Annotated in this window: 19 protein-coding genes and 1 pseudogene; 5 read left to right on the forward strand and 15 right to left on the reverse strand. The window is 62.8% G+C overall.

What is annotated here, in order from left to right:
* Nucleotides 1-399 precede the first annotated feature (399 nt).
* Nucleotides 400-1544, reverse strand: a protein-coding gene (locus tag ABIE00_RS12435; protein ID WP_354260625.1) for an IS3 family transposase whose coding sequence is annotated in 2 segments (ribosomal slippage) — nt 400-1268 and nt 1268-1544 — 1146 coding nt in all. Because the reading frame shifts where the segments join, the coding sequence is not laid out codon by codon here.
* A gap of 82 nt (nt 1545-1626) precedes the next feature.
* Complete coding sequence (locus tag ABIE00_RS12440) at nt 1627-2307, reverse strand: hypothetical protein (protein WP_354260627.1); 681 nt, start codon at nt 2305-2307, stop codon at nt 1627-1629.
* A 184-nt stretch (nt 2308-2491) separates the two neighbouring features.
* On the opposite strand from ABIE00_RS12440, the gene ABIE00_RS12445 reads away from it, so the two are divergent.
* Nucleotides 2492-2635 carry a hypothetical protein gene (locus ABIE00_RS12445; RefSeq protein WP_354260629.1) on the forward strand — a complete coding sequence of 48 codons (144 nt, stop codon included), beginning with the start codon at nt 2492-2494 and terminating at the stop codon, nt 2633-2635.
* 1343 nt (nt 2636-3978) lie between these two features.
* Here the strand turns inward: ABIE00_RS12445 and ABIE00_RS12450 are convergent.
* The 3 genes from ABIE00_RS12450 to ABIE00_RS12460 form a co-directional block, all read right to left on the reverse strand.
* A complete protein-coding gene (locus ABIE00_RS12450) occupies nt 3979-4110 on the reverse strand; it encodes a hypothetical protein (protein WP_354260631.1) in 132 nt (43 codons plus the stop codon).
* 370 nt (nt 4111-4480) lie between these two features.
* A complete protein-coding gene (locus ABIE00_RS12455) occupies nt 4481-5893 on the reverse strand; it encodes an MFS transporter (protein WP_354260633.1) in 1413 nt (470 codons plus the stop codon).
* Between the two features lie 79 nt (nt 5894-5972).
* Nucleotides 5973-6098, reverse strand: coding sequence for a hypothetical protein (locus tag ABIE00_RS12460; protein WP_354260635.1), 126 nt, complete (start codon nt 6096-6098; stop codon nt 5973-5975).
* Nucleotides 6099-6890: 792 nt separating this feature from the next.
* Here ABIE00_RS12460 and ABIE00_RS12465 point away from each other — a divergent pair.
* Nucleotides 6891-7456, forward strand: a pseudogene (locus ABIE00_RS12465) (recombinase family protein).
* 319 nt (nt 7457-7775) lie between these two features.
* Here ABIE00_RS12465 and ABIE00_RS12470 read toward each other — a convergent pair.
* A complete protein-coding gene (locus ABIE00_RS12470) occupies nt 7776-9227 on the reverse strand; it encodes a GntR family transcriptional regulator (RefSeq protein ID WP_354260637.1) in 1452 nt (483 codons plus the stop codon).
* A gap of 133 nt (nt 9228-9360) precedes the next feature.
* On the opposite strand from ABIE00_RS12470, the gene ABIE00_RS12475 reads away from it, so the two are divergent.
* The 3 genes from ABIE00_RS12475 (at nt 9361) to ABIE00_RS12485 (ending at nt 11495) form a co-directional block, all read left to right on the forward strand.
* Entirely contained in the window at nt 9361-9504 is a 144-nt protein-coding gene (locus ABIE00_RS12475) for a hypothetical protein (protein WP_354260639.1), read from the forward strand.
* Between the two features lie 234 nt (nt 9505-9738).
* Nucleotides 9739-11007 carry a helix-turn-helix transcriptional regulator gene (locus ABIE00_RS12480; RefSeq protein WP_354260641.1) on the forward strand — a complete coding sequence of 423 codons (1269 nt, stop codon included), beginning with the start codon at nt 9739-9741 and terminating at the stop codon, nt 11005-11007.
* Nucleotides 11008-11222: 215 nt separating this feature from the next.
* Nucleotides 11223-11495 carry a hypothetical protein gene (locus ABIE00_RS12485; protein WP_354260643.1) on the forward strand — a complete coding sequence of 91 codons (273 nt, stop codon included), beginning with the start codon at nt 11223-11225 and terminating at the stop codon, nt 11493-11495.
* Nucleotides 11496-12930: 1435 nt separating this feature from the next.
* Here ABIE00_RS12485 and ABIE00_RS12490 read toward each other — a convergent pair.
* The 9 genes from ABIE00_RS12490 to ABIE00_RS12530 form a co-directional block, all read right to left on the reverse strand.
* Complete coding sequence (locus tag ABIE00_RS12490; RefSeq protein WP_354260645.1) at nt 12931-15423, reverse strand: GcvT family protein; 2493 nt, start codon at nt 15421-15423, stop codon at nt 12931-12933.
* Between the two features lie 57 nt (nt 15424-15480).
* Entirely contained in the window at nt 15481-16362 is an 882-nt protein-coding gene (purU, locus tag ABIE00_RS12495) for a formyltetrahydrofolate deformylase (RefSeq protein ID WP_354260647.1), read from the reverse strand.
* A gap of 191 nt (nt 16363-16553) precedes the next feature.
* Nucleotides 16554-17321, reverse strand: a complete 768-nt coding sequence (locus ABIE00_RS12500) for an SDR family NAD(P)-dependent oxidoreductase (RefSeq protein ID WP_354260649.1) — start codon at nt 17319-17321, stop codon at nt 16554-16556.
* A 30-nt stretch (nt 17322-17351) separates the two neighbouring features.
* Complete coding sequence (locus ABIE00_RS12505) at nt 17352-18941, reverse strand: APC family permease (RefSeq protein WP_354260651.1); 1590 nt, start codon at nt 18939-18941, stop codon at nt 17352-17354.
* 243 nt (nt 18942-19184) lie between these two features.
* On the reverse strand, nt 19185-20696 hold the full coding sequence (locus tag ABIE00_RS12510; protein ID WP_354260653.1) for an aldehyde dehydrogenase family protein: 1512 nt from the start codon (nt 20694-20696) through the stop codon (nt 19185-19187).
* Between the two features lie 29 nt (nt 20697-20725).
* Nucleotides 20726-21625, reverse strand: a complete 900-nt coding sequence (gene dapA / locus ABIE00_RS12515) for a 4-hydroxy-tetrahydrodipicolinate synthase (RefSeq protein ID WP_354260654.1) — start codon at nt 21623-21625, stop codon at nt 20726-20728.
* An 890-nt stretch (nt 21626-22515) separates the two neighbouring features.
* Nucleotides 22516-23397 carry a glycine betaine ABC transporter substrate-binding protein gene (locus ABIE00_RS12520; RefSeq protein ID WP_354260656.1) on the reverse strand — a complete coding sequence of 294 codons (882 nt, stop codon included), beginning with the start codon at nt 23395-23397 and terminating at the stop codon, nt 22516-22518.
* A gap of 42 nt (nt 23398-23439) precedes the next feature.
* Nucleotides 23440-24336, reverse strand: coding sequence for an ABC transporter permease (locus ABIE00_RS12525; RefSeq protein WP_354260658.1), 897 nt, complete (start codon nt 24334-24336; stop codon nt 23440-23442).
* Nucleotides 24326-25438, reverse strand: coding sequence for a betaine/proline/choline family ABC transporter ATP-binding protein (locus tag ABIE00_RS12530; protein WP_354260660.1), 1113 nt, complete (start codon nt 25436-25438; stop codon nt 24326-24328). The genes ABIE00_RS12525 and ABIE00_RS12530 overlap by 11 nt, the downstream gene beginning before the upstream one ends.
* Nucleotides 25439-25866: the final 428 nt, after the last annotated feature.

The raw sequence follows: 25866 nt of genomic DNA on the forward strand, positions 1-25866 counted from the left end.
GAGCCATGCTGAACGAAGCAAGAAGGTAAGGCAAGGCAAATACCAGGAAGGTAGTACCGATAAGGGCGACTAGAACAGCCTTAGCATTCATGTTGTTGTTCCCCCTCCGCCAACCACTGGAATCAGAGCGTGGTCTCTCCGGCTGTGTAACTGAATGCTCATAGCGTAGCGCTGTCGGTCAAGGCCACTCCGGTTGGCGCGATCCATAAGGCGAACGTGGCCGGTCGTTCCGGAGAGGTCGCCCGGTAGTCATCACGGGCGCGGTCGTGCCGGCAACGGGCAATCGAGCGATATGGTTGCCTTCACGTCGAGCCTGTTGCGACCTTCGTTGGAAACCGCCCTGCTTTAACTGGGAGTGGCCGCCATTGGGACTGCCCCGGCTTTTGTTGACTCGGGGTCTTAGGCCGCGGTGAGCGCGGTCCGGTTGATTGTTTCATATTCGATCGGAGTGAGTTTGCCTAGCCGTCGTTGCCGTCGCCGGCGGTGGTATGTCCGCTCGATCCACGTCGTGATGGCCAACCGCAATTCCTGCCTGGTGAGCCACCGCTGACGGTCCAGGACGTTTTTCTGCAGCAGCGAGAAGAACGACTCCATCGCAGCGTTGTCCGCGCACGCACCGACCCTGCCCATCGAGCCTGTCAGCCCGTGGTGCCGGAGCGATTCAACGAAGTGGCGGGACCGGAACTGGGAACCACGATCCGAGTGCACCACGGTCCCAGCCGGGCGGCGCGCCCGCACGGCGCTTTCGAGGGCGGCCACGGCCAGTGAGGACTTCATCCGGGCGTCCATCGAGTAGCCGACGATCCTTCCGGAGTAGACGTCCTTCACCGCGCAGAGGTAGAGCTTGCCCTCGGCGGTGGGGTGTTCGGTAATGTCTGTCAGCCACAGTTCGTTCAGTGCCGACGCAGTGAAGTCCCGCTCCACCAGGTCATCATGGACCGGCGGGCCCGGCTTCCTGTTCAGGCCCCGCTTCTTCGAGAACACCGACCAGATGCTGTGATCCCTGCACAATCGCTGGACCCGGTTTTCGCCCGCCTTGATGCCCTTCTCCGGAAGCTCGTCGGCGATAAAACGGTAACCAAAGGTCGGATCGTCGACGTGGATGTCCAAGGCGGCGTTGACCAGGTGCGCATCCGCCCAATCCCGTTCTGTCACCGGGCTGGCTCTCCACCGGTAGTAGCCTTGCTTGCTGAATTTCAACACCCTGCAGGTCACCGCCACGGGGACGCCGTCGGCGGCAAGATCCGTGACCAGCGGGTAGATCATTTTGGGTTGATGTCCCTGGCCAAATAGGCAGCAGCCCTACGCAGAATCTCATTCTCCTGCTCCAACAAGCGGTTGCGCTTCTTCAGTTCCCGCATCTCGGCCGACTCCGTCGCAGCCGGGACGGCCCCGGCATCTTTACGGTCGGCGATGGCGATCCAGCGCTTCAGCGTCGTGACCGACAGCCCGAAATCCTTCGCAATCTGCGCCAGCGGCGCCTCGCCCTTGCGGGCCACATCGATAACATCCTGGCGGAACTCCGCCCCATAAGGCGTGGGCATGGTCAACATCCTTCCACGAGCAGAAGCTCGGTAGGTCAAGGAGTCAACAAAACCGGGGGCAGTCCCCCTTATTTTGTCGTTTTCAGTGGTGTGCAGCACAAATGTCTGAACCGGCCGGCATAACCGTTCCCTGCCCGAACGCGGGGTCTTCCTCGTTTCCGGCCCAGATGACACCGCCTCCAGGGCAGGGCATCACCTCGAAGGCCCGGCCATCGCGCTGGGCCCGGAGGCGGCGCCCGTCGTCCTCGATCACTTTCCAGCCCGCCGCTGGCAGCGCTGCACGATAGTGCTGCAACACATCGGCGTCTCCTGAGAGCACAAACCAGCGCGTACAGCCGCCGACACCGCTCATGCCGCCACCGCTGAAATGGCCGATGTGACTAATGGAATCGAAGGCCTGCTGGGACTCACGATCTGCGGTGGCTAGGGGCTCAGCCGTGCCCTCGGTCAGGCATTGTGGAGCGGAAACAAATTGTTTCTCCATCTTCTGTCCCAGCGCCGCGGGGGTGACAGCGAGCATCCCGATCAGCATGAGGACCGGGATGGCCACGGCCAGCAGCCGCATCCACCGTCGTGTCGAGATCATGAAGCCGATCATGGCAGCCACCGCGACCAGTCCGAGCGCCAATCCGGAGGGTCCGGCAGTCAATCCCCAAGTGAGCCCCTCGAACGCGGTACTGCTGACATCGCCGTAGATTCTCATGAATTCGTAGTGGACCAACACAGCCAGCAACGCCAGTGCTGCCCCGATAACGAGCAGCACCGCGGCAGCGACGGTTCGGCCGACCATGGGCATGGCTCAGTGTAGGTACTGCCTGACAAAGAGTCCACAGTCTGAGGGCCAATCGTCTGGAGCGTCCAAGACCACCAAATGGCTGAGGGCACCCGGTGGTCATCGACCGCGTGTCTTGGGATTACAGAGCATGTAGCCCACTTATGGTCAAACCATGGAGAGGGATGAGCCCGAGGAGCTGGAAGGGCAGACGTCCGTCAATGACCTGCTCGACGATCCGATCGGAGCTACTCCAATACAAATGGCCCTGCCGATCCTGGTGCAGATCCGGCCAGGTGAATTCCGCCGTCTGTCCTGACCCTCGCCCCCACTCGGGACATGGAGCCAGGAAGGGTGGCTGGTCAGCTTCACGGCACCGTGGGCATTGGGGCCGGAGACGCACTCCGCATACGTTCGGGCGTCCGGTCTCGCTGCTCGCCTTCCTGGGCCTTGTAGAACTCGCGGCTCGGTCACCGTCCACCCGTCATCAAGCGTCTTTTCCGAATTGTCTCGACCCGGGAGACGGTCAGTTCACCAGCATCAGGACGCCTAGAACGGGCCGAAACCGGCGTTGCCATAGGGGTCGCGCCAGGATGCCAGATCGTCCTCGACCGCCGCGCGAAGAGCAGGGTTTCCTGCACCCTTCGTCGGAAGGACGAAGCGTCTCCGCTGGTTCTGGTTTTGGACGGCATTGGCGCTGATTGTTGCCGCCTCCTGCCCGGCCGTGATGTCGTTCAGAGGAGCTGTTGCCGAGGAATGGTGCGAAAGCCAGCCAGGCGGAAGGGGCTATGCCGGCAAGGCGTCCCCTCAAGAAGCTCCGATGATTTGCCGCTGACTTCGGAAATAGTCCTCCCGAGTACTCCGCTAATGCCGCTAAGCTCCCACCATGGGGAAAACCATCAAAGGTAGGACCTTCGCCGTTGTCGCGGGCCTTTCGGTTGCGGCAATTTCACTGCTTGCAGCGTGCGTGAACGGAAACATCCCGTTGCCAGCTGTTCTAGCTACGTCACTGGTTCTCGGCGTGGCTACCTTCCTGGCCACGAGCAGGCAGGGCACCAAGAACTCCAGCTAGGAGACGTCTGGGGGACTGCGGCGCACTCCTCCTTCACATCGAAGTAACAACCTGCCACGGATCCGCCAACAGGCCTTAGCCCGCGCAGATACGGGGGTGGGCTGTGGGTTCCGCGCCTGTTCGCAGTTCTCAGACGGGGACCAGAGGTACGGGGTCCCTTCAGTTATCGCGATCCGGCCCATCCCTTGATCCAGGATTACCCACACGGTGGTGCCATTGCCTGTACGCCCGTCGACTGTCCCTCTTCTGCCAGGTTTCCCTTCATAGACCACCTCGACCCGGTCACCGCTGTTCAGCTCCTGCCACTGCTGTGCCTGGCCTGTCTTCACCAGAGGGGTCTCATCGTCAGGAACCCGTTGGCTGCCGCTGCCCTTGACTTTGGAGGCCCGTGTACCGCCGCCGCTCCCGTTGCGAGAGCGGGCCTCAAAAGGCCTGGATTGAAACGTCATTGTTTGATCCCTTGCCGTAATTGACCTTACCGAGCCCCTAGCGGGTTGGGTTTGCAGTTCGTAGGCTGCACGGAGCCCGCATGGGCCCGGATCAGCAGGGAGGAGACCGCATGGGGTCCGATCCCCAGCGGCGGCGCAATCTCAGAGAGGCCGGCCCGTCAACTCGGCGTACCAGAGCACGGTCCGCCACCGCTCGGGCAGGGACTCCACGGCCGCGGCGATGTCCTCGTGGCCGAACACCTTCAACACCGCCGCCAGCGTCGGATCCTTCACAGCACCTACATTCTCCAGGCACCGCCGCCATTGTCTCCACTACGCTCTTCCCGTCACTGACCTCAAAGTCATGATGACTTTTCAACGCAGGCCTGCCAACACCGATATTGCTGGAATGCGGTCTCCATCCAGAGGACGTGGGTTGCCGCAGCATTCCCCTTCCGAGACGGGCCCCGGCGCAGCGACTGCTGCCGAGACCTCGTTCCAGCTCTAACGGGCCGCCCGCTCCCACTTGTCGGGCTTCTAGAAGCGGCAAATCGTCGTTGGGCCGCCGGGCGGCGCCGGATGACCGAGCGCCGCCCCGGCAGCATGCGGAAAGATGTGCCCGACATGGGAACAACTCGTCCGCACAGCAGCGTGCCGTCCGGTGTCAGTGGGAGAAGTTTGCTGAGATCTCGGCGAGGGTGCGCCCCTTCGTCTCAGGCGCGAGCCATTGCGAGAGGACTGCGCCGAGTAATGCGACGGCGGCGGCTACGACCATGGTTGCGCCCATGCCGATGTTGGCGATCGCCCATGGCAGGGCAAAGGTGCCGAGTGCGGCTCCGATGCGGCTGAAGGCCGCTGCGAAGCCCATACCGACGCCGCGCAGGTGGCCGGGGAATACCTCGGCCGGATAGACCTGGGTCATCGTGGTGTAGCCGGCATTGAAGTAGGAGAAGGCGAGAAACAGGACGAGCACGAGGATCGCTGGTGCGTTCCCCCAGACGCCGATGATCAGCAGGATACCTGCGCAGAGCCACTGCCCGGGCACGGTGAGGATTCGGCGGCCGAGCTTGTCAATCAGAAGCACGCTGGTGACAACGCCAGCGACCGCAAGTGCGGACAGGCCGACTCCACCGGCCCAGCCGCCGCCGAAGCCGAATTGGTTGAGCACCTCGTCGGCGAAGGTCGCGATCGCGAAGTACGGAGTGACCGCGCAGAACCAAAAACCTGCAGTGAAGAGGGTGGTGCGCCAGTACTGCCTCGAGAACAGCATTCCGAAGGAGGCGTTCTTGATTTTGGTCCCACTCTTCGCGGCTTGGGCCTCCTGGATCATTCTCAGATCGATCTCTCCGGTGATGCTTTCGTGCATCTGGGGCGATTCGACATATCGGCGTGCGATCGCGAGTGCTTCCTCACGCCGTCCCTTCGTGATGAGCCAGCTCGGCGATTCGGGGAGGCCCAAGCGGGCGAGGAACAGGACGAATGCGAGTATCGCGCAGGTGCCGAGTACGAGGCGCCATGGGGTGCCGGCGTCGTGCAGGAGCGTGCCGACGATGAATGCCATCATGAAACCGACGTACCAGGCGATCAGAGTCAGCCCGAGCAATCGCCCCCGGAGCTTGGGAGGGGAGAACTCTGAGAGCAACGGCCCACCGATGGAGTACTCGCCGCCGATCGCGACGCCCATTAAGAACCGGATGATGGCCAGCTGGATCACGGCCCCGTCTCCGGAGGTTATGAAGAACTGGGCCGCTGAGGCGACCAGGAACAGGCCCATGTCCACGAGGAACATGGGCTTGCGTCCGAACTTGTCAGTAGCCCAGCCGGCCAGCGGGGAGCCGACGAAGATACCAGCCAGCGGGCCTGCAGCGATCATGCCCAGAGACAGTGCGTCGAGCTGGAGATCTGACCGCATGGATCCGGCGACGGGGCCGATGATTCCGAGGATGTAACCGTCGAGGAACATCCCGCCGATGAAGACGGCGACAAGCCGCACCATGAAGCGGCGTTTGAACTTGGAGCTGGTCTCTTTTGCTATGGGGATGTCGACGGAGGCCGCCGTCCCGGTCGGATTGATCATTGAGATTTGTTCCCTTCTGGTTTCAGCGCAAACCGCTGACCGCACCAAGGTGCCGTTTCAGCGCAAACCGCTGACGGCACTAGAGTGCCTTCTTGAGCATCGGCTGGATGACGACATTAATATCTGACACCTTGAGCTGGCGGCGTCCGTTGGGTTCGGGTCTCTCGCTACGTTTATCGACATTGACATCACGTTTGCTTGTCATGAAAGGGTTTCCTTTGCTGAATACTGCGGATACCTCGGATAGGACCGTCGACGACCAACCCTGGCGACAGGGTTGATTCGTCGAGACAGGTGTTGCTGCGTTCCGGGAGCGAGGTTCACGTTCCACAGAGCCGCATTAGTGCAGGGCGCATCTCTTTCGCTCGCAGAAGAAATTACGAAACCGATAGACACCCCTTGATTTGTTCCGTATGAATCAATCGGCTTCGCGATAAGCAACAGATTGCGGCAGGGCAGCCGCTAGTGTCAAGGATTTTTCCCAGCCAAATTAAGTCTTGATATTCGGCTCCGGACATGCTTGCTGACCTTGCTGGCCGAGACCAGGCCCCGGAACGGCTACTGCCAACTCGTGAACTGCCAGATAATTCCAGGTTCCAACACCGCCACGGAAACGACGCGAACAATCGCAAGAACGACACCGGGAACCCGCTCCACGCCCAGGGTGCAAGGGCGGGTTTTCCTCGCCGCCGGCAGTAAGCCATGACGACCGACTGGACCACAGCCAAACTACGATTCGACCTCTAACCTGGTCAAAAATCGGACCGATAAGCTTCAGCGAACACGCGCTGCGCGACAAGGTCAGAACGCTCGTCGCGGCTCCCTGCTTTCGGCGTTGCGCATGGCAAAGCTCTCCGGCGTAAGGACTGCGTATCGGCGGCCACCTCCTGCCGGTCTGAGGTACACCCAAACCTGACGTCGTCGAGCCGTAGTGTCTTGACGTCCTTCTGGAAGGCCCTTAGAACTCAATCTGAAGGTTGATGGTTTGGAGGCGACGGTGGCCGGACAGCGGATCGGGTACGTCCGAGTGAGCACGCTGGACCAGAACGAGAAACACCAGCTCGACGGGTTGGTTCTGGACCGGGTCTTCACGGACAAGGCCTCCGGCAGGGACACAGCGCGACCTCAAGTGGCCGAACTCCTGGACTTCGCCCGTGACGGGGACACCGTCGTGGTGCACAGCATGGACCGGCTCGCCCGTAACGTGGACGACCTTCGGGCCCTGGTCCAACGCCTGACCGCAAAGGGGTGCGGGTGGAGTTCGTCAAAGAGAGCCTGGTCTTCACCGGGGAGGACTCCCCCATGGCCGATCTCATGCTGTCTGTCATGGGTGCCTTCGCGGAATTTGAACGCTCACTGATCAGGGAGCGCCAGCGCGAAGGCATCGCCCTGGCCAAGCAGCGAGGCGCCTACCGCGGACGCAAGAAAACCCTCCCCCCGGAACGGGCGGCCGAACTGGTACGGCGTGCAGCCAGTGGGCTCCCCAAATCCGTCCTCGCCAGTGACGACGACATCAGCCGGGAAACGGTGTACCAGTACCTCCGGCAGGCCAAGTTGTCCTGAGCCCCTCCCCTGCCGGCCCAGCCAGTACGCTTTAGCTGGAACTGGCTAGATTGACGGAATCTACATTATCGGCGTTCGAAAATGGTCGGGGACGTGCCTGCAAAAGGGGCTGTTTCCTGCCTCCATTACACGGCCTTTTCTCGGAAACAAGCGGCTCCAAAGACTTGTGTATGCTCATCCATCCGCCCTTGACCTGCCCTCTGGGTTACGGCCGATACGGGGCCGGTTTCAGCCGACTGGGAGGCTCGTCAGCACCTTGGGATTAGGAAACTCCTGCGGTCTCCGTTCGCGATGAGGCAGCGGGCGGAACCTGGTTCGCTTATCGGCACGGCTCCGCGTCCTCGTCCGAGATCCCGATGCAGAGCGACCAGGGGACTCCCGGAAGCGACCGGCAAGGGTCGCGGTGAGCTGCGGGTATGGTGCCACCGACGAATCGGCCTGTGTTGGTGGCGATGACCGCCGCGTGCTGGTCAATGATGCACGTGTTCGGCGGCAGGGACCGCAGGAGGGGTTCGAACGCAGTCTGGAGCTGGCTGACGCGGATATCAGCGCCGACGACCCCCACGTAGTTTCCGGCGATGATGACGCGCTTGCTGCACGAGATGAGGTTCTCGTTCGTTCCGCTTGAATCTACGTAGGCATGGCTGGTGTGGATCGGGTTATCATCGACGTCGTCGGCGGGGCGCCATGGCGCCGTGTCCACGTCATAGAGGTCCATATCGATGTACAGCCTCTGCGGTGATTCAGGACCCGCGGGTGTGTAGCACCAGGCTATCCAGGCCTCACCGAAGTAGGACTGCTCTGCGATAAAGCCGGCCCCGTAGAGAAGCGGGACACCAATGGCCATCGCCCTTCGCGCCGCACCGTAGATTTCGGCGTCGGCCCGCTCTCTGCCGGCCCCTGATCCGATGCTTGCATGCACGGCCTGCTCGACCTCGCGTATGGACGCGGCAGCGGCTCCATAAAACATTCCAGCAAGCGATTCGATGGCGGTGACAGCGTCATCGACGGAACCCGGAGCGTGCGGCAAGCCGACCGGCGTGCCGCTCAGTTCCATTCGTTCATCGATGACCCGGTTCATATCCCGCCTGATGTGTTCTTCAGCCAACTCCCGTGCCAGGACGGGGTCACCGGCCCGGACCGCCTCCACAATTCGAGCATGGTCTTCCGCGGCAACATCCTTGTGGCCGGCCGGCTCCAACCACAGCAGTGAGCCAACTTCGGCCTGGAGTGCAACTTCCTGGCGGGTGAGTCGGACCGACCCTGAACTGGCCGCGAGCTCGATATGGAATTTGCTGTCAGCACGGATCGCGTCTGCCGGGTGTTCACAGGCCCGTATGCCCGTCGACGCGTGCTCAAGGCGCGTGGTAGACAGCCGATGAGACCGGCAGGCATCCGCCGCGGCCGCGGCGGCACTACCAGCCAGGAAAGCGTGGTACTCCCTCAAATCACGCAAGTCTTCGAGAGAATACGTCACGAGCGACTGGCGTTGTATGCGGGCGATATCGCCCGTGTTGGCCTTAACGAAACTTCCACCTCCTTTGCCGCGGCGGGTCTCCACCAGACCCAGCCCGCGCAGTTCGGCAAGCGCGGCGCGGAGTGTCAGGGTGGAAACGCCCATGGCGGAGGCAAGATAGCTCTCACTCGGAAGCTGAGAACCATCTTCAAGGACGCCGAGCTCGATCGCGTGCCTCAGACGGCGGCCGACTTCCTCTCCCCGGTCCGCGGCCTCCAACGGGGCGAAAGCAAGTTGCTCTTTCCAAGTCTTCACCGGCTACTCCTAGGCAAGTAACATTTAACCTTGAAGGTCTATTGACCTTTATGAATGAATGTCTATGATTAGAGTATAACTCCGGGAGGACGCGGAGATAGCAAGAAAATAGCCCGGTGTGAAAGGAAAGACGATGACGCGCGAAGAAGCTTTCGCACGATGCACCCCCGACTCGTATGTCGAGTTCTATGGTGGGCGTTGGCTCGTCGTTCCGTTCGCACAGGTGGAGCAGCCGCTGTTCTTTACTTGCGCACCGCAGGCCGTCGGCAGCCGTTAGTCAAACTAGAACCAGCCCGGCCCGACCGCCGAAATCTCCTTAGGCGGAACAGCTCAACGCAAAGCCAAACAAGCCGTCGCGGTGCCAGGGAAACAAATTTGCGGAACCTCTCCTCGCCTACGCACCCGTAAATCTGGAGCACACCCCTTGCAGAGAAGCGGCACGGAACGTGCCCGCCGGGCGCTTCAACGTCCCTTGAATACAGTCACCGACGAACCGCTGAAGGAGTCCGCGATGAGCTTTTCCGACCTGCCGTGGCCGTTGTTGCAGACAGTTGCAGCAATAGCCGATGCTCCCCTGACCCAGATAGCGGACCAGCTGCGTGACGCGCTGCTCCCCCACATGGGAAGCAGCGCCCTGGTCATCTTCACCGAAGACTGCACAGGGCGGCCACAGAAGAAGTCGGGTCAGGAAGACATCGTTTCCCGGGTCTCCATCGCCGAGCTCGACGAGCTTCGCGCTGACCTTTCGGATGGGTCCCCCTGGTTCGGGGAAGCCGTACTCGCCGGCCGGCCCCGGCCCGTACTGGCCCTGAAACACGCCCCGAGCCAGGCCCTCCTCGTTCTCACCGATCCTCGCCCGGCAAATCCGCAGGGCAACCCCGGACTGGAATTGGTGACGTATCTGTGGGGCATCGCCGCCCGGCGAATCCAGGAGAAAGTGGCAGATGCGCCGCCGTCTTACCTGGCGGAATCCCGCGCGGCGTCAGCTGAACGCATCCGAGTGACGGCCGAACTGACCGATCTGCACTCCACCACACTGGAGACCCTCCTCGCCGCCCTGCGCTCATCCTCCCTCGATGACGCGGCAGCCCGCACAACCGTCACTGACCTCGCCGCCAAAGCCTTGGTCGGGCTCCGCACCCTTAGCCACCGCACGACGGACCTGGTGGAAGAGCCCGTCGCCAAAGCCTTCGAACGCCTGCGGGAGGACCTGCGACCACTCACACGCTTCAGCGGCATCGAGGTCGAGTTCATCGAACCGCCATTGAACGGAAGAGCACTCCCCGGGGAAGTCGCCCACGCCGCACGCGCCGTCGTCCGCGGGCTGGTGCTGGCCATGACGGAACAGCCCGAGGTCAGCAGAATCCGGACGCAATGGGACTGCGACGGCGAAAACCTGCTGATCAACGTACGCGACGACGGCCGCGGTGCACTCGCCGCCGACGCGCCAAGTATCGCCCGCCTGGACCGCCGGGTCCAGGCGCTCACCGGACAGCTGCGGATGGACGTCATGCCAGGCTGGGGTGCGGATATCTTCGTCTCGCTCCCCCTGGACCTTCCGACACGTCCTTCCGGGGATGCCGCCGGATGGAACCTGGCCACCCGGGAACTCGAAGTACTCCAGCACCTCGCCGCCGGACAACGCAACCGCACCATCGCCTCAACGATGGGCATCAGCGAGAACACGGTCAAGTTCCATGTACGGAACCTGTTCAAGAAACTCGACGTCGGCTCCCGCACCGAAGCCATCGCCCTGGCACACAGCCACGGACTCCGGTGACCGCGGAAAACCGCGACGGCACCAGAACAAGGCATACTCCATCGAGGACACAAGCGAGCTTCGTTGGGCCGGCATGCAAGAAGGGAATGTGCCGGACTAATCATTATCCAGCCAAACTTACTGCCCGGGTAGGCTAATTTTGGCCCAGCGCGCAGGCTAACCTCTCGACGGTGGCCGGAGGCAATGATGGTGTGCCGAGAGCAGAGGATCAGCCCGTGGCAAAGGCAGTGACATTTTCCATGACAGCGGTGCCCAAAAACGGTGCACAGGACAGCTTCCGCAACACCGTTCTGAGTCTGGAGCTGGCCGACCTCAAAGACTGCATCCTGTCCGTGTTCCACATCAGCGACTCGTACGCGCTGCTCACCGGCGAAGCCCTCCCCGCCGCACACACAACCACCACCCGCACTCCGCGCGTACCTTCTCCACGGGCTCGTAGGAAACGACTCAGGCTTGGACCTCTACGTAAAGATCGGCCGGCGCTCTGAATCCATCCGCTCCCGTTCTTGATCTGAAGGACCGGCCATCATCGGGGGGTTTCGCCGGCCCAAGAGAGCAGGCAAAACCCTATCAGCGTTGAGAGACGGCCAGCCGCTACCGTCGGCAAGCCCTGCACCGACGCCGCAGGGGCCCAGCCGCCCAGCAGCGCCGCCCCACTACCCAATGTCCAGCCCTTCCCCGCCCACGGGCATCAGGATGCCGTTCCTGCCAAAGTGGAGCACGCTTGAGTCTCCCCCAGACTCGCGTGGGGGTTCTTCCTTTCTTCTCCGTCCGGATGCGGAGGCGCTCCAGCCCTCATGAAAGAGGCTGTGGCCTCGCGGATTGATTGGATCAATGACTTGCGGCGGCTATGGTACGGCAGTGAGCAGCGGGTCCGAGACCTGTCCAGTGGCATAGTCAGCGGCGGTAGTTTCGACCTGCCTGTCGGGTGCTTTGTTCGCTACCGCTTGATGGGTTGACTGAGTGCTGCGGGAGGCCAAGATGGACGCACGGCCGCAGCGTGGGCACGTCGTTTCCCCTAACCCGGTGGGATCTGGGCAGTGCAACTGGGCGCGAAAGAAATAGTCCCGCTCGTGCCCGTGACCGTCCTCGACGTGCTGGACGTCATAGTCTGCTACCCAGGCGTGGTCACAACGAGTGCAAATGAAATTGAACCGTTCGAGCGAATTTTCCTTAAGAATCATGAGCTTTCCTTTCAGTCTGTCCGGTCATTTAGGATGCGGATCAGCAGGGGCTGGTGAAGAACCTCATTGCGTAGTCATGGCTTTCGAACTTCACTGTTGTTCCCTTCGGGAAGGACAAGACCTTCTTCGCGCAGGCGACGCATCCTGGTTACTTCTTGGGTGAGGATGACCGCATCCTCACCCACAGCCTTCCTTTGGTCGTGCCTATGCACCAGGAGACCGAAAGCTCATCGTTGATGCCGCGAGACTGATGCCTCGAACAGGTTAGACATCAGCTAGCCTCCTCAAGGACCGTCTACGTGCCTCGGAACCTACATCCGAGGCGATCAGCTCCCTTCGCTGACATGACGCCGCTCCATAAGGTGTCGCCGTTGATTGTCATCGACCGGTAGGCGTCAGACGGAACCGTGTGGGTGATATTAATCCTCGGGCTACAAATGAATAGGAGTAACTGTCCTTTCGACTAGCTTCAACCATGCTTTAGAACAGGCAGGCAGTATCTTCAGCCCCAGTTCGACGTTTAACAAGTGCAAGCGTGCAGGGCGGCCGTCAACTGTCAGAAGGACCAGCCCTGACCCTCACATGTTCTTAGGAGGCCTTTGCTCGGTGCGATAACGGACCCGAAGTCACCGCCGCCGCGCTCATCGAGTGGCTGTTGATGACCGGATAAAGGCAGCAGCCCGGCTCCCGTTGCGAGGATGAGCCGGGCCGCGTGCCCCCGGAGGGCCCTGCGGGCTGCTTAGCCGCGGAGCCTGGTCATTTTCGGGTCGTACAGGGGGTCTTCGGTGACGGTGGCGGTGATGCGTCGTCCGAAGTATTCGATCTCGACGGAGTCGCCCAGGGAAACGGTGGCTGGGAGGTAGGCGTAGGCGATGGGTTTGGCCACGGTGTAGCCGTAGGCGGCGCTGGTGACGTAGCCGAGGGCCTGTTCCTTGTAGAAGACGGGTTCCTTGCCGAGGACGATGGAGCGGCCGTCGTCGATGGTCAGGCAGCGCAGCCGGCGGGCGGAGCCTTCTTCGGTCCGGCCTTCGAGGGCGGCCTTGCCGATGAAGCTTTCCTTGGCCATCTTGACGGCGAAGCCGAGGCCGGCTTCGTAGGGGTCGTGTTCGGTGGTCATGTCTGTTCCCCAGGAGCGGTAGCCCTTTTCGAGGCGCAGGGAGCTGAAGGCTGCCCGGCCGGCTGCGATGACGCCGAAGGGCTGTCCTGCCTGCCAGAGCGCGTCCCAGAGCCGTTGTCCGTTGTCCGCGGAGGTGTAGAGTTCCCAGCCGAGTTCGCCGACGTAGGACAGGCGCATGGCGGTGACCGGGATGCCGCCGATGACGACGTTCTTGGCGCGGAAGTATTTCAGCCCGTCGTTGGTGAAGTCGTCCTCGCTGACCTTGCCGATGAGGTCGCGGGCCAGGGGGCCCCAGAGGCCGATGCAGCAGGTGCCGCCGGTGGTGTCGCGGACCTGGACCCAGTCGGAGGCGGAGCCGCTTTGGCTCTGGTGCCGGGCTGCCCTGGTGAAGTAGGCGGTGTCGATGTTGCCGTTGGCGCCGAGCTGGAAGGTGTCCTCGTCCAGCCGGGCGACGGTGATGTCGCTGCGGATACCGCCGGCGTGGTCGAGCAGGAGGGTGTAGGTGACCGCGCCGGGTTTCTTGTCCAGGTCCGCGGTGGTCAGCTCCTGCAGCAGTTTCAGGGCGCCGGGGCCGGAGACTTCCAGGCGCTTGAGCGGGGTCATGTCGTACATGGCCACGGCGGTGCGGGTCTTCCACGCTTCGGCGGCGGCGATGGGGGAGCTGAACATGTTGGACCAGGCGTCCCGGGCCGGGGGCAGCCACTGGGCCGGCATCTCCTTCAGGAGCGGGGCGTTGGCTTCGAACCAGTAGGGCCGTTCCCACCCGCCGGATTCCAGGAAGAAGGCTCCGAGTTCCTTGTGCCGGGCGTGGAACGGGCTGACGCGCAGGTTCCGGGGGGAGAGTTTGGGCTGGAGCGGGTGCAGGACGTCGTAGATTTCCACGAAGTTCTGCTGCGAGGTTTCGCTGACGTATTCGGGGGTGAGCTGGACTTCCTCGAAGCGGTTGATGTCGCATTCGCCGAGGTCTGTTTCGGACCGGCCGGTGGTCAGCAGTTCGGCCATCGCCTTGGCGACACCGGCGGAGTGCGTGACCCAGACGGCCTCGGCGACGTAGAAGCCGTCCAGTTCCCTGGACTCGCCAAGGAGGGGCCCGCCGTCGGGGGTGAAGGAGAAGATGCCGTTGAAGCCATCCTCGATCTCGCTTTCGGCCAGGCCGGGGAGGATCTGCTTGGACGCCTCCCATGCGGGCAGGAAGTCCTCGAGGGTGAAGTCCAGGCGGGAGGGCATGTTGTGCTCGCTGACGGACTCGGGGGCGTAGGTTCCCAGAGTCTCGAGGTCCACGGGCATGGGGCGGTGGGCGTAGGAGCCGATGCCGTAGCGGTCGCCGTGTTCGCGGTAGTAGAGGTCCTGGTCCTGGTGGCGCAGGATCGGCAGGGTGGCCCCGTTGGGCAGTTCGTTGCGGCCGCTCAGCTGGGGTACCGCCGTCGTCTTCACGTACTGGTGGGCCAGCGGAAGCAGGGGAACGGCCATGCCGATCATGGCGCCGATCTTGGCGCCCCAGAACCCGGCGCAGGAGATGACAATGTCAGCCGGGATCACGCCCTCGGCCGTCTGCACGCCGGTGACCCGGCGGCCGGACTGTTCGATCCCGGTGACGGTGGTGTTGCCCTGGTACTTCACGCCCGCGGCTTCGGTGCGCTTGATCAGCAACTGCACGGCCCGCGCGGCGCTGGCCAGGCCATCGCTGGGGACGTGGAGGCCGCCCAGGATGTCCTCCTCGTTGATCAGCGGGTAGAGGTCCTTGCACTCCGCCGCCGAAAGGATGGAGCCCTCGATGCCCCAGGAGGCTGCGTAACCGAGCTTGCGCTTCAAATCGGCGAGGCGGGTTTCGGTGGTGGCGACCTCCAGGCCTCCCACCTGGTTGAAGCAGCTGACACCGTCCTCGGTCAGGGAGAGCAGCTTTTCGACCGTGTACTTGGCAAAGGACGCCATGGTCTTGGACGGGTTGGTCTGGAAGACCAGGCCCGGGGCGTGGGAGGTGGAGCCCCCGGGCATGTTCAGCGGCCCCTGGTCCAGGACCGTGATGTTGTTCCAGCCCCGGGCGACCAGTTCGTCGGCCAGGTTGGTGCCGACGATGCCGGCACCGATGATGACAATACGTGGCGTGGATGCCATGTGCTTTCTCCTGCGGATCTAAGTATTGGGCTGCTGCGCGGCCGGTGCGTGGCCGCTTTAGCGGAAGACGATGGTGCTGGACTGGTCGATCAGCACACGGTGCTCGCAGTGCCACCGCACCGCGCGGGACAACGCCAGGGCCTCCGCGTCCTGCCCGATAGTGGAGAGCGTGGTGGGTCCGTAGCTGTGGTCCACGCGGATGACTTCCTGCTCGATGATCGGACCCTCGTCAAGGTCGGCGGTGACGTAGTGCGCGGTCGCGCCCACCAGCTTGACGCCGCGGTCGTAAGCCTGGTGGTAGGGGCGTGCACCCTTGAACCCCGGCAGGAACGAGTGGTGGATGTTAATCGCCCGGCCCGCCAGCGACCGGCACAGGTCATCGGAAAGCACCTGCATGTACCGGGCCAGGACCACGAGGTCGATGTTGTACTCCTCCACCAGCTCCAGCAGGCGCCGCTCGGCATCCTGCTTGGTTTCCGGAGTCACCGGAATGTGGACGAACGGGAGACCGGCGGCCTCGGCCATGGCCCGGTGCGTTTCGTGATTGGAAACCACCAGGGCCAGGTCCCCGCCAAGGCTCCCGCCCCGCCAGCGGAAAATCAGGTCGTTGAGGCAGTGCCCGAACTTGGACACCATGACCAGAACCCGCTGCTTGGTCTCGTCATGGACGTTGAACTTCATCTCGAAGCGTTCCGCGATGGGGCGGAACTCCTCCTCGAGCGCCTGCAGATCGTAATCCGTGGCACCCGAGAAAGCCGTGCGCAGGTGCAGCGTCTGGCGCAGGCCGTCATCGAACTGCTGGTGCTCTTCAATGTTGAATCCGCGCTCAAACAGGAAAGTAGTTACTGCCTGAACGATCCCGGCACGCTCGACACACGACAGTGTGAGCACGAACTTCTGCGCTTTCTCTTCCCCCAGTTCGAGTAAAGGACAAGTCATTGTGTGCCCCTCAGCGAGCACCATGTGCTCCTCCTTCTAAAGCCTTCTGAAGCCGATTGTGAAACTGAGATCCAGACTGACGACGGGCCTGGCGGAACGTGGCAGTGCTCCGCATAGGACGGAGCACTGCCCGGGGAAATGCTGCCAACAGCTCATCGCTGAAGGCCTGCTTGCCGCCCCCGTTCATGGCGTTACGTGGCGGTCAGTCCGCCATCGATCGGAAGCAGTTGTCCTGTGATGTACCGTGCCCAGTCGGAGGCGAGGAACACTACGGAGGGGGCGATGTCCTCCGGGCTGCCCTGGCGCCCGAGTGGCACCTGGCGTTGGACCATGTCGTCGAGCTCCTTGTCGTCGAGGTGGTTGAGCACGGGGTCGTTGAAGCCGGTTTCGATCCATCCGGGGCAGACTGCGTTCACCCGGATCCCCTGCCCGGCATATTCCACCGCGAGCTGCCGCGTGAGGTTCACGAGCGCGCCCTTGGAGGAGTTGTAGGCAACCAGGTCCGGTTCGCCGACGAGCCCGGAGATCGAGGCCGTGATGATGATGGCGCCGGACTTCTGCTTGATCATCTGTGGGAGAACCGCCCGGACGGTAAGGAAAGTGCCGCGGACGTTGACCAGGTAGGTCTTGTCCCACTCGTCGAGGGTTTGGGTCAGCGCCGTTCCGGCCACGAGCACTCCGGCATTGGCATGCACGATATCCAGCCGGCCGTGGGTGCGGACGATGTCGTCCACGACGGCGATCATTGCCTGTTCGTCGGTGATGTCGGCTGTCGCTGCAGCGCCTTCGTAGCCCGCTTCCTTGATCAGCTGCGCGGTTTCCGTGGCGCCCGCGAAATCGATGTCGGACGCGACCACCAGGGCACCGGCCTGGGCGAGGGCCAGAGCGCTGGCCCGTCCAATGCCATGCCCGGCGCCGGTGACCAGGGCAACCTGGCCTGCTAGCGATAGTGCGTTCATTTCCGTCTCCTTCGAAATCATTCGTTTGGTCTATTCGGCCGGTTCCAGCACGACAGAATCGGCGGCTTCAGGCTCGAGGCCGCCGGTCGTCTCTCCTGCCGGACCGGCGGCATGGGCGGCCAGGACGCCCTCGCCGTGCCGTAGCCGCAGCCGGTAGAGCAAAAGCCCGGCGATGACGGCGACCACCACGAAGATGACGCCGCCCCATTGGAGGTACCACTCGAAGGGCGGGGTGGAGTTGTAGAGCTCTTTGCGCGGCCAGATGAGGTTGATGGTCATGGCCACTCCCCAGAGGACGGCAAGGATGTTGACCGGAAGCCCCCACTTGCCGAGCTTGAATCCTGCCTCCACGCCGTCCCTCAGGGGCCAGCGGCCCTTAATTCGGTTGCGCAGCATGGGGATGGTCACCAGTAGGTACGACAGGTAGATGAGGACGATGCCGATGGTCAGCACGATGGTGAAGATTGCGGGCTGGGTGATGTTGACGATTAGCGGAACCATGGCCAGTACGCCGGTGACGATGGACGCGATAGTCGGTGTCTTGCGCTTGGGATGGACCCAGGAGAGCTGTTTGGCGAAGGGCAGGTTGTTGTCCCGGGCCATTGCGAACATCATGCGGATGGCTGCCGCCTGGATCGCCAGCGTACAAACCGTGATGGCGATGCAGATGCAGACGAGGAAGGCCTTGCCGAAGGGGTTGCCGAGGACGGAGAGCAGGATGTACTGGAGTCCGCCTTCGGGTGAGCCGAGCTTGGGATCGTCGACATTGGCGGCGGCCATGATGCCGAATACGAGCAGCAGTCCGCCCAGTACGAAGGACGCGGTGACGGCCTGGATGATGGCCTTGGGTGCGGTGCGCTTGGGATCCTTCGTCTCTTCGCCCAGGGAGGAAGCGGTGTCGAAGCCGTACATCACGGAGCCGGCGGCCATGGAGGCGACGAGGAAGGCTCCAAAGAATCCGAGCGGCTGGCCGTCGCCGAACCCGTGTGCGGAGACGAACACCTCTGGACCGCGGATGATGTGCCAGCCCAGCGCGAGGATGATCAGGACCGCGGCTGTTAGCTCGACGAACACGCCGACGCTGTTGATGGCGGCGGTCAGTTTGACGCCGAAGGCGTTCACGATGGTGGTGAAGGTGATCAGGATGCCGGCGAGGATGACGCTGTTGATGGCGAAGTCGTAGGTTCCCGTTCCGTCGCCGACAAGCTGGAATCCGCTCCAGATCTGGGGGAGGGTGATCTGCAGGGCAAGGGCTACCCCGCCGACCGTCACGATCGAGGAAATGAGCAGGAGCCATCCAGCCATCCAGGCGGATGTCTTCGATGAGAGGCGCTTGGCCCAGTTGTAGACGGAGCCGGCGACGGGATAGCGGCCGGCGAGTTCGGCGAAGCAAAGTGCAACCATGAGCTGACCGGCGAAGACCATTGGCCACGACCATGCGTAGGCCGGACCTGCCATGGAATAGCCGAAGTAGAAGAGCTGGAAAACGCCGGTAAGGATCGAGATATAGCTGACGCCGGCAGCAAAGCTGGAGAACTTGCCGACTTTTCGGTCCAGTGACTGGGCGTACCCGAATTCCTCCATTCCGGTGCTGTCAGCGGATCTTGTTTTCTCAGTCATGGGATTCTTCCTGTGTGGCGCGCCATTGCGCGGGGTTTGGTTCCTGGGGAGTTCTTGGAGGCTGGTGCCACCGGAGGCTCGACGCCGGCCTCGGCGTGGGGCATGGCGATACCCTTTTGGGCACGCGAAGCCGTCGTGCAATGTTTTAACTTTCGAGTCATCGCCCGACGGCTTGGCGTCCCAGCCCTGTGTCACCACTCGGTACCGATCCGGTGTTGGAGTGTTGACGGGGCAGGTTTCGGCTTAGCGCCCCTTGTTGTGCATCACGTGCTTCGTGCGTGAGTAGTCGTCAAGTGCGTAGGCGGACAGGTCGCGGCCGTAGCCGGAGCCCTTGAAGCCGGCCCAGGGCATCTCGTTGGCCAGCACAAGGTGCGAGTTGACCCAGACTGTGCCGGCGTCGAGGCGGGATGAGATGTCGTGGCCGAGCTGGGCGCTGAGCGTCCAGACAGAGGCAGCAAGCCCGTACGGGACGCCGTTTGCCCGGGTCACTGCCTCTTCTTCTGTGGAGAAGGTCTCGACGGTGACGACGGGGCCGAAGATTTCCTCGAGCGCGCAGGCAGCGCCTTCCGGCACGTCTGTGAGCACCGTCGGCGCAACGAAGTAGCCCTGTCCCTCCAACGGTCCGCCGCCCAAGGCTGCGCGGGCGCCGTCGGACTGTGCGCCTTCGAGGTGCTTCAGGACCCGCTCATAGTGCGCTTTCGAGATCATCGGACCGATTTCGATGTCGGACCCTGCGGTCGGCTCCCCGACCACCAAAGTGCTGACCTGCTCAACGAGCAGTTCGGTGAAGCGCTCAGCCACGGATTCGTGAACGAGCACGCGGGTTCCGGCGCCGCACTCCTGGCCGGAGTTCCAGTAGCCGGCGACGCGCAGGGACTCGGCTGCGGCGGCGAGGTCAGCGTCGGCGAAGATGACCACGGGTGCTTTCCCGCCCAGTTCCAGGTGGACGCGCTTGACGGTGTCGGAGGCTGCACGTGCTACGGCGCGGCCGCTGTTGACTGAGCCGGTGAGGGCGATCATGTCCACCTGGGGGTGCTCGGCCAGGCGCTGGCCGACTACCGGGCCGAGGCCCGTGACGATGTTCAGTACGCCCGCCGGCAGCAGGTCTGCGGTGAGTTCGGCGAACTTCAGGGTGGTCAGCGGAGTCTGCTCGGAGGGCTTGAGCACGATCGTGTTGCCCGCGGCGAGGATCGGGGCGATCTTCCATACGGCCATCAGCAGCGGGTAGTTCCACGGCGTGACCACTCCGACGACTCCGAGCGGTTCGCGGAGGATGACGGAAAGGTGGTCTTGGGCGTATTCGCCGGCGGCAATGGATGTCTGTGCCCTGACTGCCCCGGCCATGAAACGGAACGAGTCGATGGAGGAGGCGATGTCGTCCTCGGAGACCATGAGCGGCTTGCCGGTGTTGGCGGATTCGAGGCGGGCCAGCAGGTCCGCGTTCTCGGCAAGACGGTCGGCGATGGCCAGCAGGATTTCTGAGCGTTCTTTCGGAAGGGTGCGGCCCCATGCCTGCCGGGCCTCGAGTGCTGCGGCGACGGCGGTGTCAACGTCGGCGGCGGTGCCTTGCGGGACAGCGCAGATGGTGGTTTCGGTGCAGGGATCCACGATCTCCTGTGACTCGTTGCCGGCTCCGGGCTGGAACTGTCCGGCGATGAAGTGCTGGGTGGGAGGAAGCTCGCCGGCGGCCAGAAGCGGCGTCGCTTCGGTGGGACGGCGCACTGTGCCGGAAATGGTGGTTGCTGAAGATGTCATGATCACTCCTGTTAGTAAATCGAAAAGGGTTAGGCGTACGTTGCCTCGAGCTGAAGCTCGGTCACGAGTTTCTCGATACGCGCCACGGCCGCCGGTGCCAGGTCCTCGGTGGGAAGGCGGGGTGAGCCGATCGGGTGGCCGAGCAGCCTCAGGGCGGCCTTGACTGCCGGCACATACGGCGAGGTAAGGACGGCGTCGATCAGCGGGTAGATGCGGGTCCATTCGGCCTTGGCCGCGGCATGATCGCCAGCTGCGACGGCGCGCTGGACCGCCACGATCTCCCGCGGCACGATGTTCGCCGTGCCGGCCATGACGGCAGCAGCACCCTCGTTCAGGGCCGCCAGGATGAGGCTGTCCCATCCCACGATGGTGGAGATGTGCTCGCCGTGCTGGTGGATCAGTTGGGTCGCCTGCCCCATGTCGCCGCTGGAGTCCTTGACGTAGCGGATGTTCTCTACCTCGCGGGCCAGCGTTCCCACCGTGTCCGCATCGAGGTTGATCCCCGTCTGCGGGGGCATATTGTACAGCATGACCGGTACGTCCACGGCTCCGGCCACCGCGCGGAAATAACCTTTGGCCTCCGAGAAGGAGAGCGGCTCGTAGTAGGGAGCCACAACCATAAGTACGTCGGCACCGCACTCCTGGGCATGCCGGGACAAGCTGATAGCCTCCCGTGTGCTGGTTGCACCGGTCTGAGCCACCACCGGCACGCGACCGGCAGTGTGCTCCACCACCGTTTCCACCACCAGACGGCGTTCGTCCCCGCTCAGTGTCGCGAACTCGCCCGTGGAACCACAGGCAACAACCCCATTGACTCCGCCGTCAATGGAACGGTCGACCAGGTACCGCAACGCGTCGACGTCGATCCCGCCGTCGGGGGTGAACGGTGTGGCCAAAGCGGTGAGTACACCGGTGAGCTGTCGGGACATAAGTTTTCCTATCTGCTGTTACTGGAACGGGGATGCGGGATTGAGCGCTCCCCCGTGTCCGGCCGATTTTCGAAGACCTGCGTTTTCCCTGCCGTGGCGCCGGCCAGGAAGGTCTGTGCTAGCCCAGATAATGCTGGCCGCCACCAATGCATCACAAGGTTTGATCCGAGGCGGCAGAACCGTGGTTTTGATGCTCCTCCAAGGAAACAACGCTGTTCATTCAATGAACGTCATGTTCAATATTCGCGACCAAGGGTGGGCTGCGCAAGAGGTCCGGCATGTTGAGAGAAAGCTTTTACATATCTGAAACACTCGGATTGCTCCAAGATGAACAAAACTCAGGGGGCCCGGGATTATCGAGCAATGCAGCGACGTCCGTGGCAAGCCCATGGGCGTGCGTGTCACGGCGCACTTGCATTGATAGTGCCGGCTTGCGGGACCATAGGCTGACGGCGTGCCAGCTGAACCAACTCTCGGTGGCCTTTGGAGCAGGCGCCGTCGACTGGATCCCGGGCCTTGCTGACTGCAAGCATCGGCGCTTGGGACTCTTCGTCTTGAGCTCGGCGTGGAAATCACTTGAGAGTCTCCGCCTCATTCTCTAAGAGCACCCCTAGGAATTCCCGTTGGCACTCGGGCCATTGATAGCACAGGGTTGCATGGCGAGGGCGCCCCTTTAGGCCGTGGGCCTACAACGGTCTGGGTGACCAAGCGGCCGTTCCGCCTGGTGAGAGCCGCGAATTCACTCTGAAGGCGCAGGCCACAACGCCGTCGATTTCCTCCGTCATGAGAAGCCGGAGTGTGGGAAGGAGATTGATACCCGGCAGCGCGCGCGGCCGGGCGCGCGCTGCCGAGTTTCATGGACGGGCTGAATGCGCCGAAGCGGCTTCCTGTCAGTTGAACCAGCTGTCGGCCGCCTTGCGGTTGGCCGGATTTTCGAGCCACTTCTTGGCTCCGTCGGTGGCGCTGGAGGCTTGGCTGACGTCGAGCATCAGGCTTGCGTACTGCTCGTCTGTGAGTTTGAAGTTGGACATCCACTTCACTACCTCGGTGTCCTTGGCAGCAAACTCCTTGGAAAGGACGATGTAGGAGCCGTCAGGCTTGGGCCAGCCCTGCAGGTTGTCGTCGAGGGCTTTGATCGGCATTGAGGCGAAGGCCCAGTGTGGTGTCCACAGGGCGGCCAGCAGGGGCTTGTTCTTGGCCGCGGCGTCCTTGAGCGCTGCCAGGGTGGCGGGGGTGCTTCCCGCGACGATGTTGAGCTTGTCCGTCGCGTTGTACTTCTTGAGCACATCGGGGAGGATTTTCATTTCGCCGGAGCCGGCTTCGATGCCGACGATTTTCGAACCGTACTTGGATGCGTTGTTCACGACGTCTTCGATGGTGTTCTCGGGAACGGACTTTGGTGCGACCAGCACGAGGCGGTCGTTGTCGAAGTAGGGCTTGTCGAGGATGTTCAGCTGGTCCTTGTACTTATCGATGTAGGTTCCGTGCGTAGTGGGAAGCCAGGCGTTGAGGTAGCCGTCAAGGTCTCCACGGGCGATGCCGGCGAATCCGGCGGCCAGGTCCACCTGCTTGGTCTGCAGCGTGTATCCGTGCTGTGAGAGCAGCTCTGTCCAGAGTCCGGTGACGGCAACGGTGTCGTCGTATCCGGCCACGGTGGCCACTGTAATGGTCTTGTCGCTGGCCTGTGCGCCGGGGGCGGTAACTCCGGAGCAGGAGCTGACGCCGGCGGCGAGGAGTGTGCAGGCCAGGAAGGCCCCAATCTTCTTGATCAAGGTAGGTCTCCGATTGTCTTGTAGAGGTAGCTGAAGGTGGTGTTAGACGGCGGCCGCCGGAGCGGGCGCCTTGACGTCGTTGCGTTGTGCTTTGCGGATGCGGCGGCTGCGCAGGACGTCGCCGATGGAGCGTGCGCCGCTGGTGACGCGGTCCAGGTAGATCGCGAGGATGACAACGGCGAGGCCTCCTTCGAAGCCGCGGGCGGTGTCGAGCTGGGCGACGCCCTGGACGACGACGCCGCCGAGGCCGCCTGCGCCGACCAGTCCTGCGACGACGACCATGGAGAGGGCGAGCATGATGACCTGGTTGACGCCGGCCATGATGGAGGCGAAGGCCAGCGGCAACTGGATGTCCTTGAGGATCAGGCTTTTCTTGGCTCCGAAGGCGGTGGCTGCCTCGAGCAGGTCCGCGTCCAGTTTTCGGATGCCGAGTTCGGTCAGGCGGACGGCTGGCGGGATGGCGAAGATGATGGTGGCCGCGATGCCGGGGACCATGCCGACGCCGAAGAAGAAGACTGCGGGAATGAGGTAGACGAACACCGGCATTGCCTGCATGAGGTCAAGGACCGGGCGGACCACCGCGCTGACCTTTGAATTAAGCGCCGCCCAGATGCCGACAGGGATGCCGATGGCGAGGGAGAAAACGACTGACACCAGCACGACGGCCAGGGTGGACATGCTCTCGACCCAGAGTCCCATGGAGACGATAAGAAGGAGTGCAAGGACGGAATAGATCGTCAGGCCCAGGCTGCGGGTGAGGAAGGCTGCTGCTCCGGCCAGCACGGCGATGATCAGGATCGGGTGGAGGCCGACGAAGACTGCCTCCACGTTTCCTACCAGAAGGCTGACCAGCCAGGAGACGGCGTCGAAGAACCAGCCGAAGTTGGCCAGCGACCAGTCGATGAATGATGCGAACCATGTTCCGACATTAAGCGGCATTGTTGCTGTTCCCCTTGCTGGGTGAGAGGGCCGAGAAGACGTCCCCGGCGGTGATCTTGCCGATGATGGCCCCTTGCTCGTCGAGGACTTCCACGGGGTCTGCGCCGGCGGCGAGGATGGGCAGGAGGTCGTGGACGATTGTGCCCTCCGGTACCCGCGCCAAGGACGATGCGGGCAGGTCTACCGCCTGTCCTGCCGTACCGTGGCGGGCGGTCCGGCGTGCGATCATGCCGGCGGTGAGTACCCGGCTGCGATCGACTTCGGTGACGAACGCCTCGATGTAGGGATCTGCCGGTGCCTCGAGCAGGTCCAGGGCGGTGCCGCACTGGACGTTCTTGCCCTGCTTCATCACCATGATCTTGTCGCCGAGGTACATTGCCTCGTTGAGGTCGTGCGTAACGAAGATGATGGTTTTCTTGAAATTCTGTTGCAGCTTGATCAGCAGCTCCTGCATGTCCTTGCGGATCAGTGGATCAAGGGCGCTGAACGGTTCGTCCATCAGCAGGATTTCGGCGTCGGTGGCCAACGCCCGGGCCAGCCCGACGCGCTGTTTCATGCCACCGCTGAGCTGGTCCGGCAGGGCGTGGATGCGGTCTCCCAGGCCCACGATGGCAAGGGCTTCTGCCGCCTTGGCTTCCCGTGCTTCCTTGTCCACGCCGCGGACCTTCAGCCCGAAGGCCACATTGTCCACGAGGGACTTGTGCGGGAACAGCCCGAAATGCTGGAAAACCATGTTGATGGTCCGGTTCCGGTAGTCGCGCAGGGCGGCCGGCGCCAGTGAACGGACATCCTTGCCATCGACCGTGATGGTGCCGTCGCTGGCGTCAATAAGCCGGTTGACCATGCGGATGATGGTCGACTTGCCCGAACCGGACAGGCCCATGATGACAAAGATCTGGCCGCGCTTCACCTCGAACGAGACGTCATCGACCGCGGTGAAGCCCTTTTGGCCGGACGTCGGGGGCAGGAGCCCGAACATCCGCCGGGCGCCGCCGAGGTGGAAGACCTTGGAGAGGTTTTCCACACGAATGAAGGGCTTGTCAGAGTCCATAGGTTCCTCGCGCTGAAGGGTGGTCTGTAATGCAAGGGGCTGGGCTGTCATGAATTCCTCAGTAATGAATGTCTGGTCCAGCACTTCCGCGGGTTCGACGATGAAGCCGTGAAAGGACGAAAGGGCTTCTGCCCGATAAGGGGCGCAGATACTGCTCACACTCTAGTTCGGTGTTCATACAGTGAACACTTCGGTTAGTTGGTGATCATGAGCATAGGGTGATGTTTATCACTACGTCAAGATGTGAACGGCAAGTTCAAACAAGGCGCCCTCTGGGGCTGCCTGCCCTTAGGCCAGATGCATCCGATGCTGCTTGGGCTGTCAGGACAGTCCAGCGTGTGCTTACTGCTGCCGGGGAGGTTGACGCGCTGCGCTTCCCGTTTTCTGGCGGGAATGATCGGTGCGCTTGACGATGTGGCGTGCACCACTCTACCGTTGATGTTCAGTAGATAAATGGTACGTTCACTGAGTGAACACGT

The sequence above is a fragment of the Arthrobacter sp. OAP107 genome, from assembly GCF_040546765.1.
GTDB lineage: Bacteria > Actinomycetota > Actinomycetes > Actinomycetales > Micrococcaceae > Arthrobacter.

Bases quoted from the DNA above. Each gene is read 5' to 3' on its own strand.
- ABIE00_RS12445 (WP_354260629.1), top strand. From the start codon at position 2,492: ATGGAGAGGGATGAGCCCGAGGAGCTGGAAGGGCAGACGTCCGTCAAT.
- ABIE00_RS12455 (WP_354260633.1), bottom strand. From the start codon at position 5,893: ATGATCAATCCGACCGGGACGGCGGCCTCCGTCGACATCCCCATAGCA.
- ABIE00_RS12460 (WP_354260635.1), bottom strand. From the start codon at position 6,098: ATGACAAGCAAACGTGATGTCAATGTCGATAAACGTAGCGAGAGACCC.
- ABIE00_RS12475 (WP_354260639.1), top strand. From the start codon at position 9,361: ATGACGCGCGAAGAAGCTTTCGCACGATGCACCCCCGACTCGTATGTC.
- ABIE00_RS12480 (WP_354260641.1), top strand. From the start codon at position 9,739: ATGAGCTTTTCCGACCTGCCGTGGCCGTTGTTGCAGACAGTTGCAGCA.
- ABIE00_RS12490 (WP_354260645.1), bottom strand. From the start codon at position 15,423: ATGGCATCCACGCCACGTATTGTCATCATCGGTGCCGGCATCGTCGGC.
- purU (WP_354260647.1), bottom strand. From the start codon at position 16,362: ATGACTTGTCCTTTACTCGAACTGGGGGAAGAGAAAGCGCAGAAGTTC.
- ABIE00_RS12500 (WP_354260649.1), bottom strand. From the start codon at position 17,321: ATGAACGCACTATCGCTAGCAGGCCAGGTTGCCCTGGTCACCGGCGCC.
- ABIE00_RS12505 (WP_354260651.1), bottom strand. From the start codon at position 18,941: ATGACTGAGAAAACAAGATCCGCTGACAGCACCGGAATGGAGGAATTC.
- ABIE00_RS12510 (WP_354260653.1), bottom strand. From the start codon at position 20,696: ATGACATCTTCAGCAACCACCATTTCCGGCACAGTGCGCCGTCCCACC.
- dapA (WP_354260654.1), bottom strand. From the start codon at position 21,625: ATGTCCCGACAGCTCACCGGTGTACTCACCGCTTTGGCCACACCGTTC.
- ABIE00_RS12525 (WP_354260658.1), bottom strand. From the start codon at position 24,336: ATGCCGCTTAATGTCGGAACATGGTTCGCATCATTCATCGACTGGTCG.
- ABIE00_RS12530 (WP_354260660.1), bottom strand. From the start codon at position 25,438: ATGACAGCCCAGCCCCTTGCATTACAGACCACCCTTCAGCGCGAGGAA.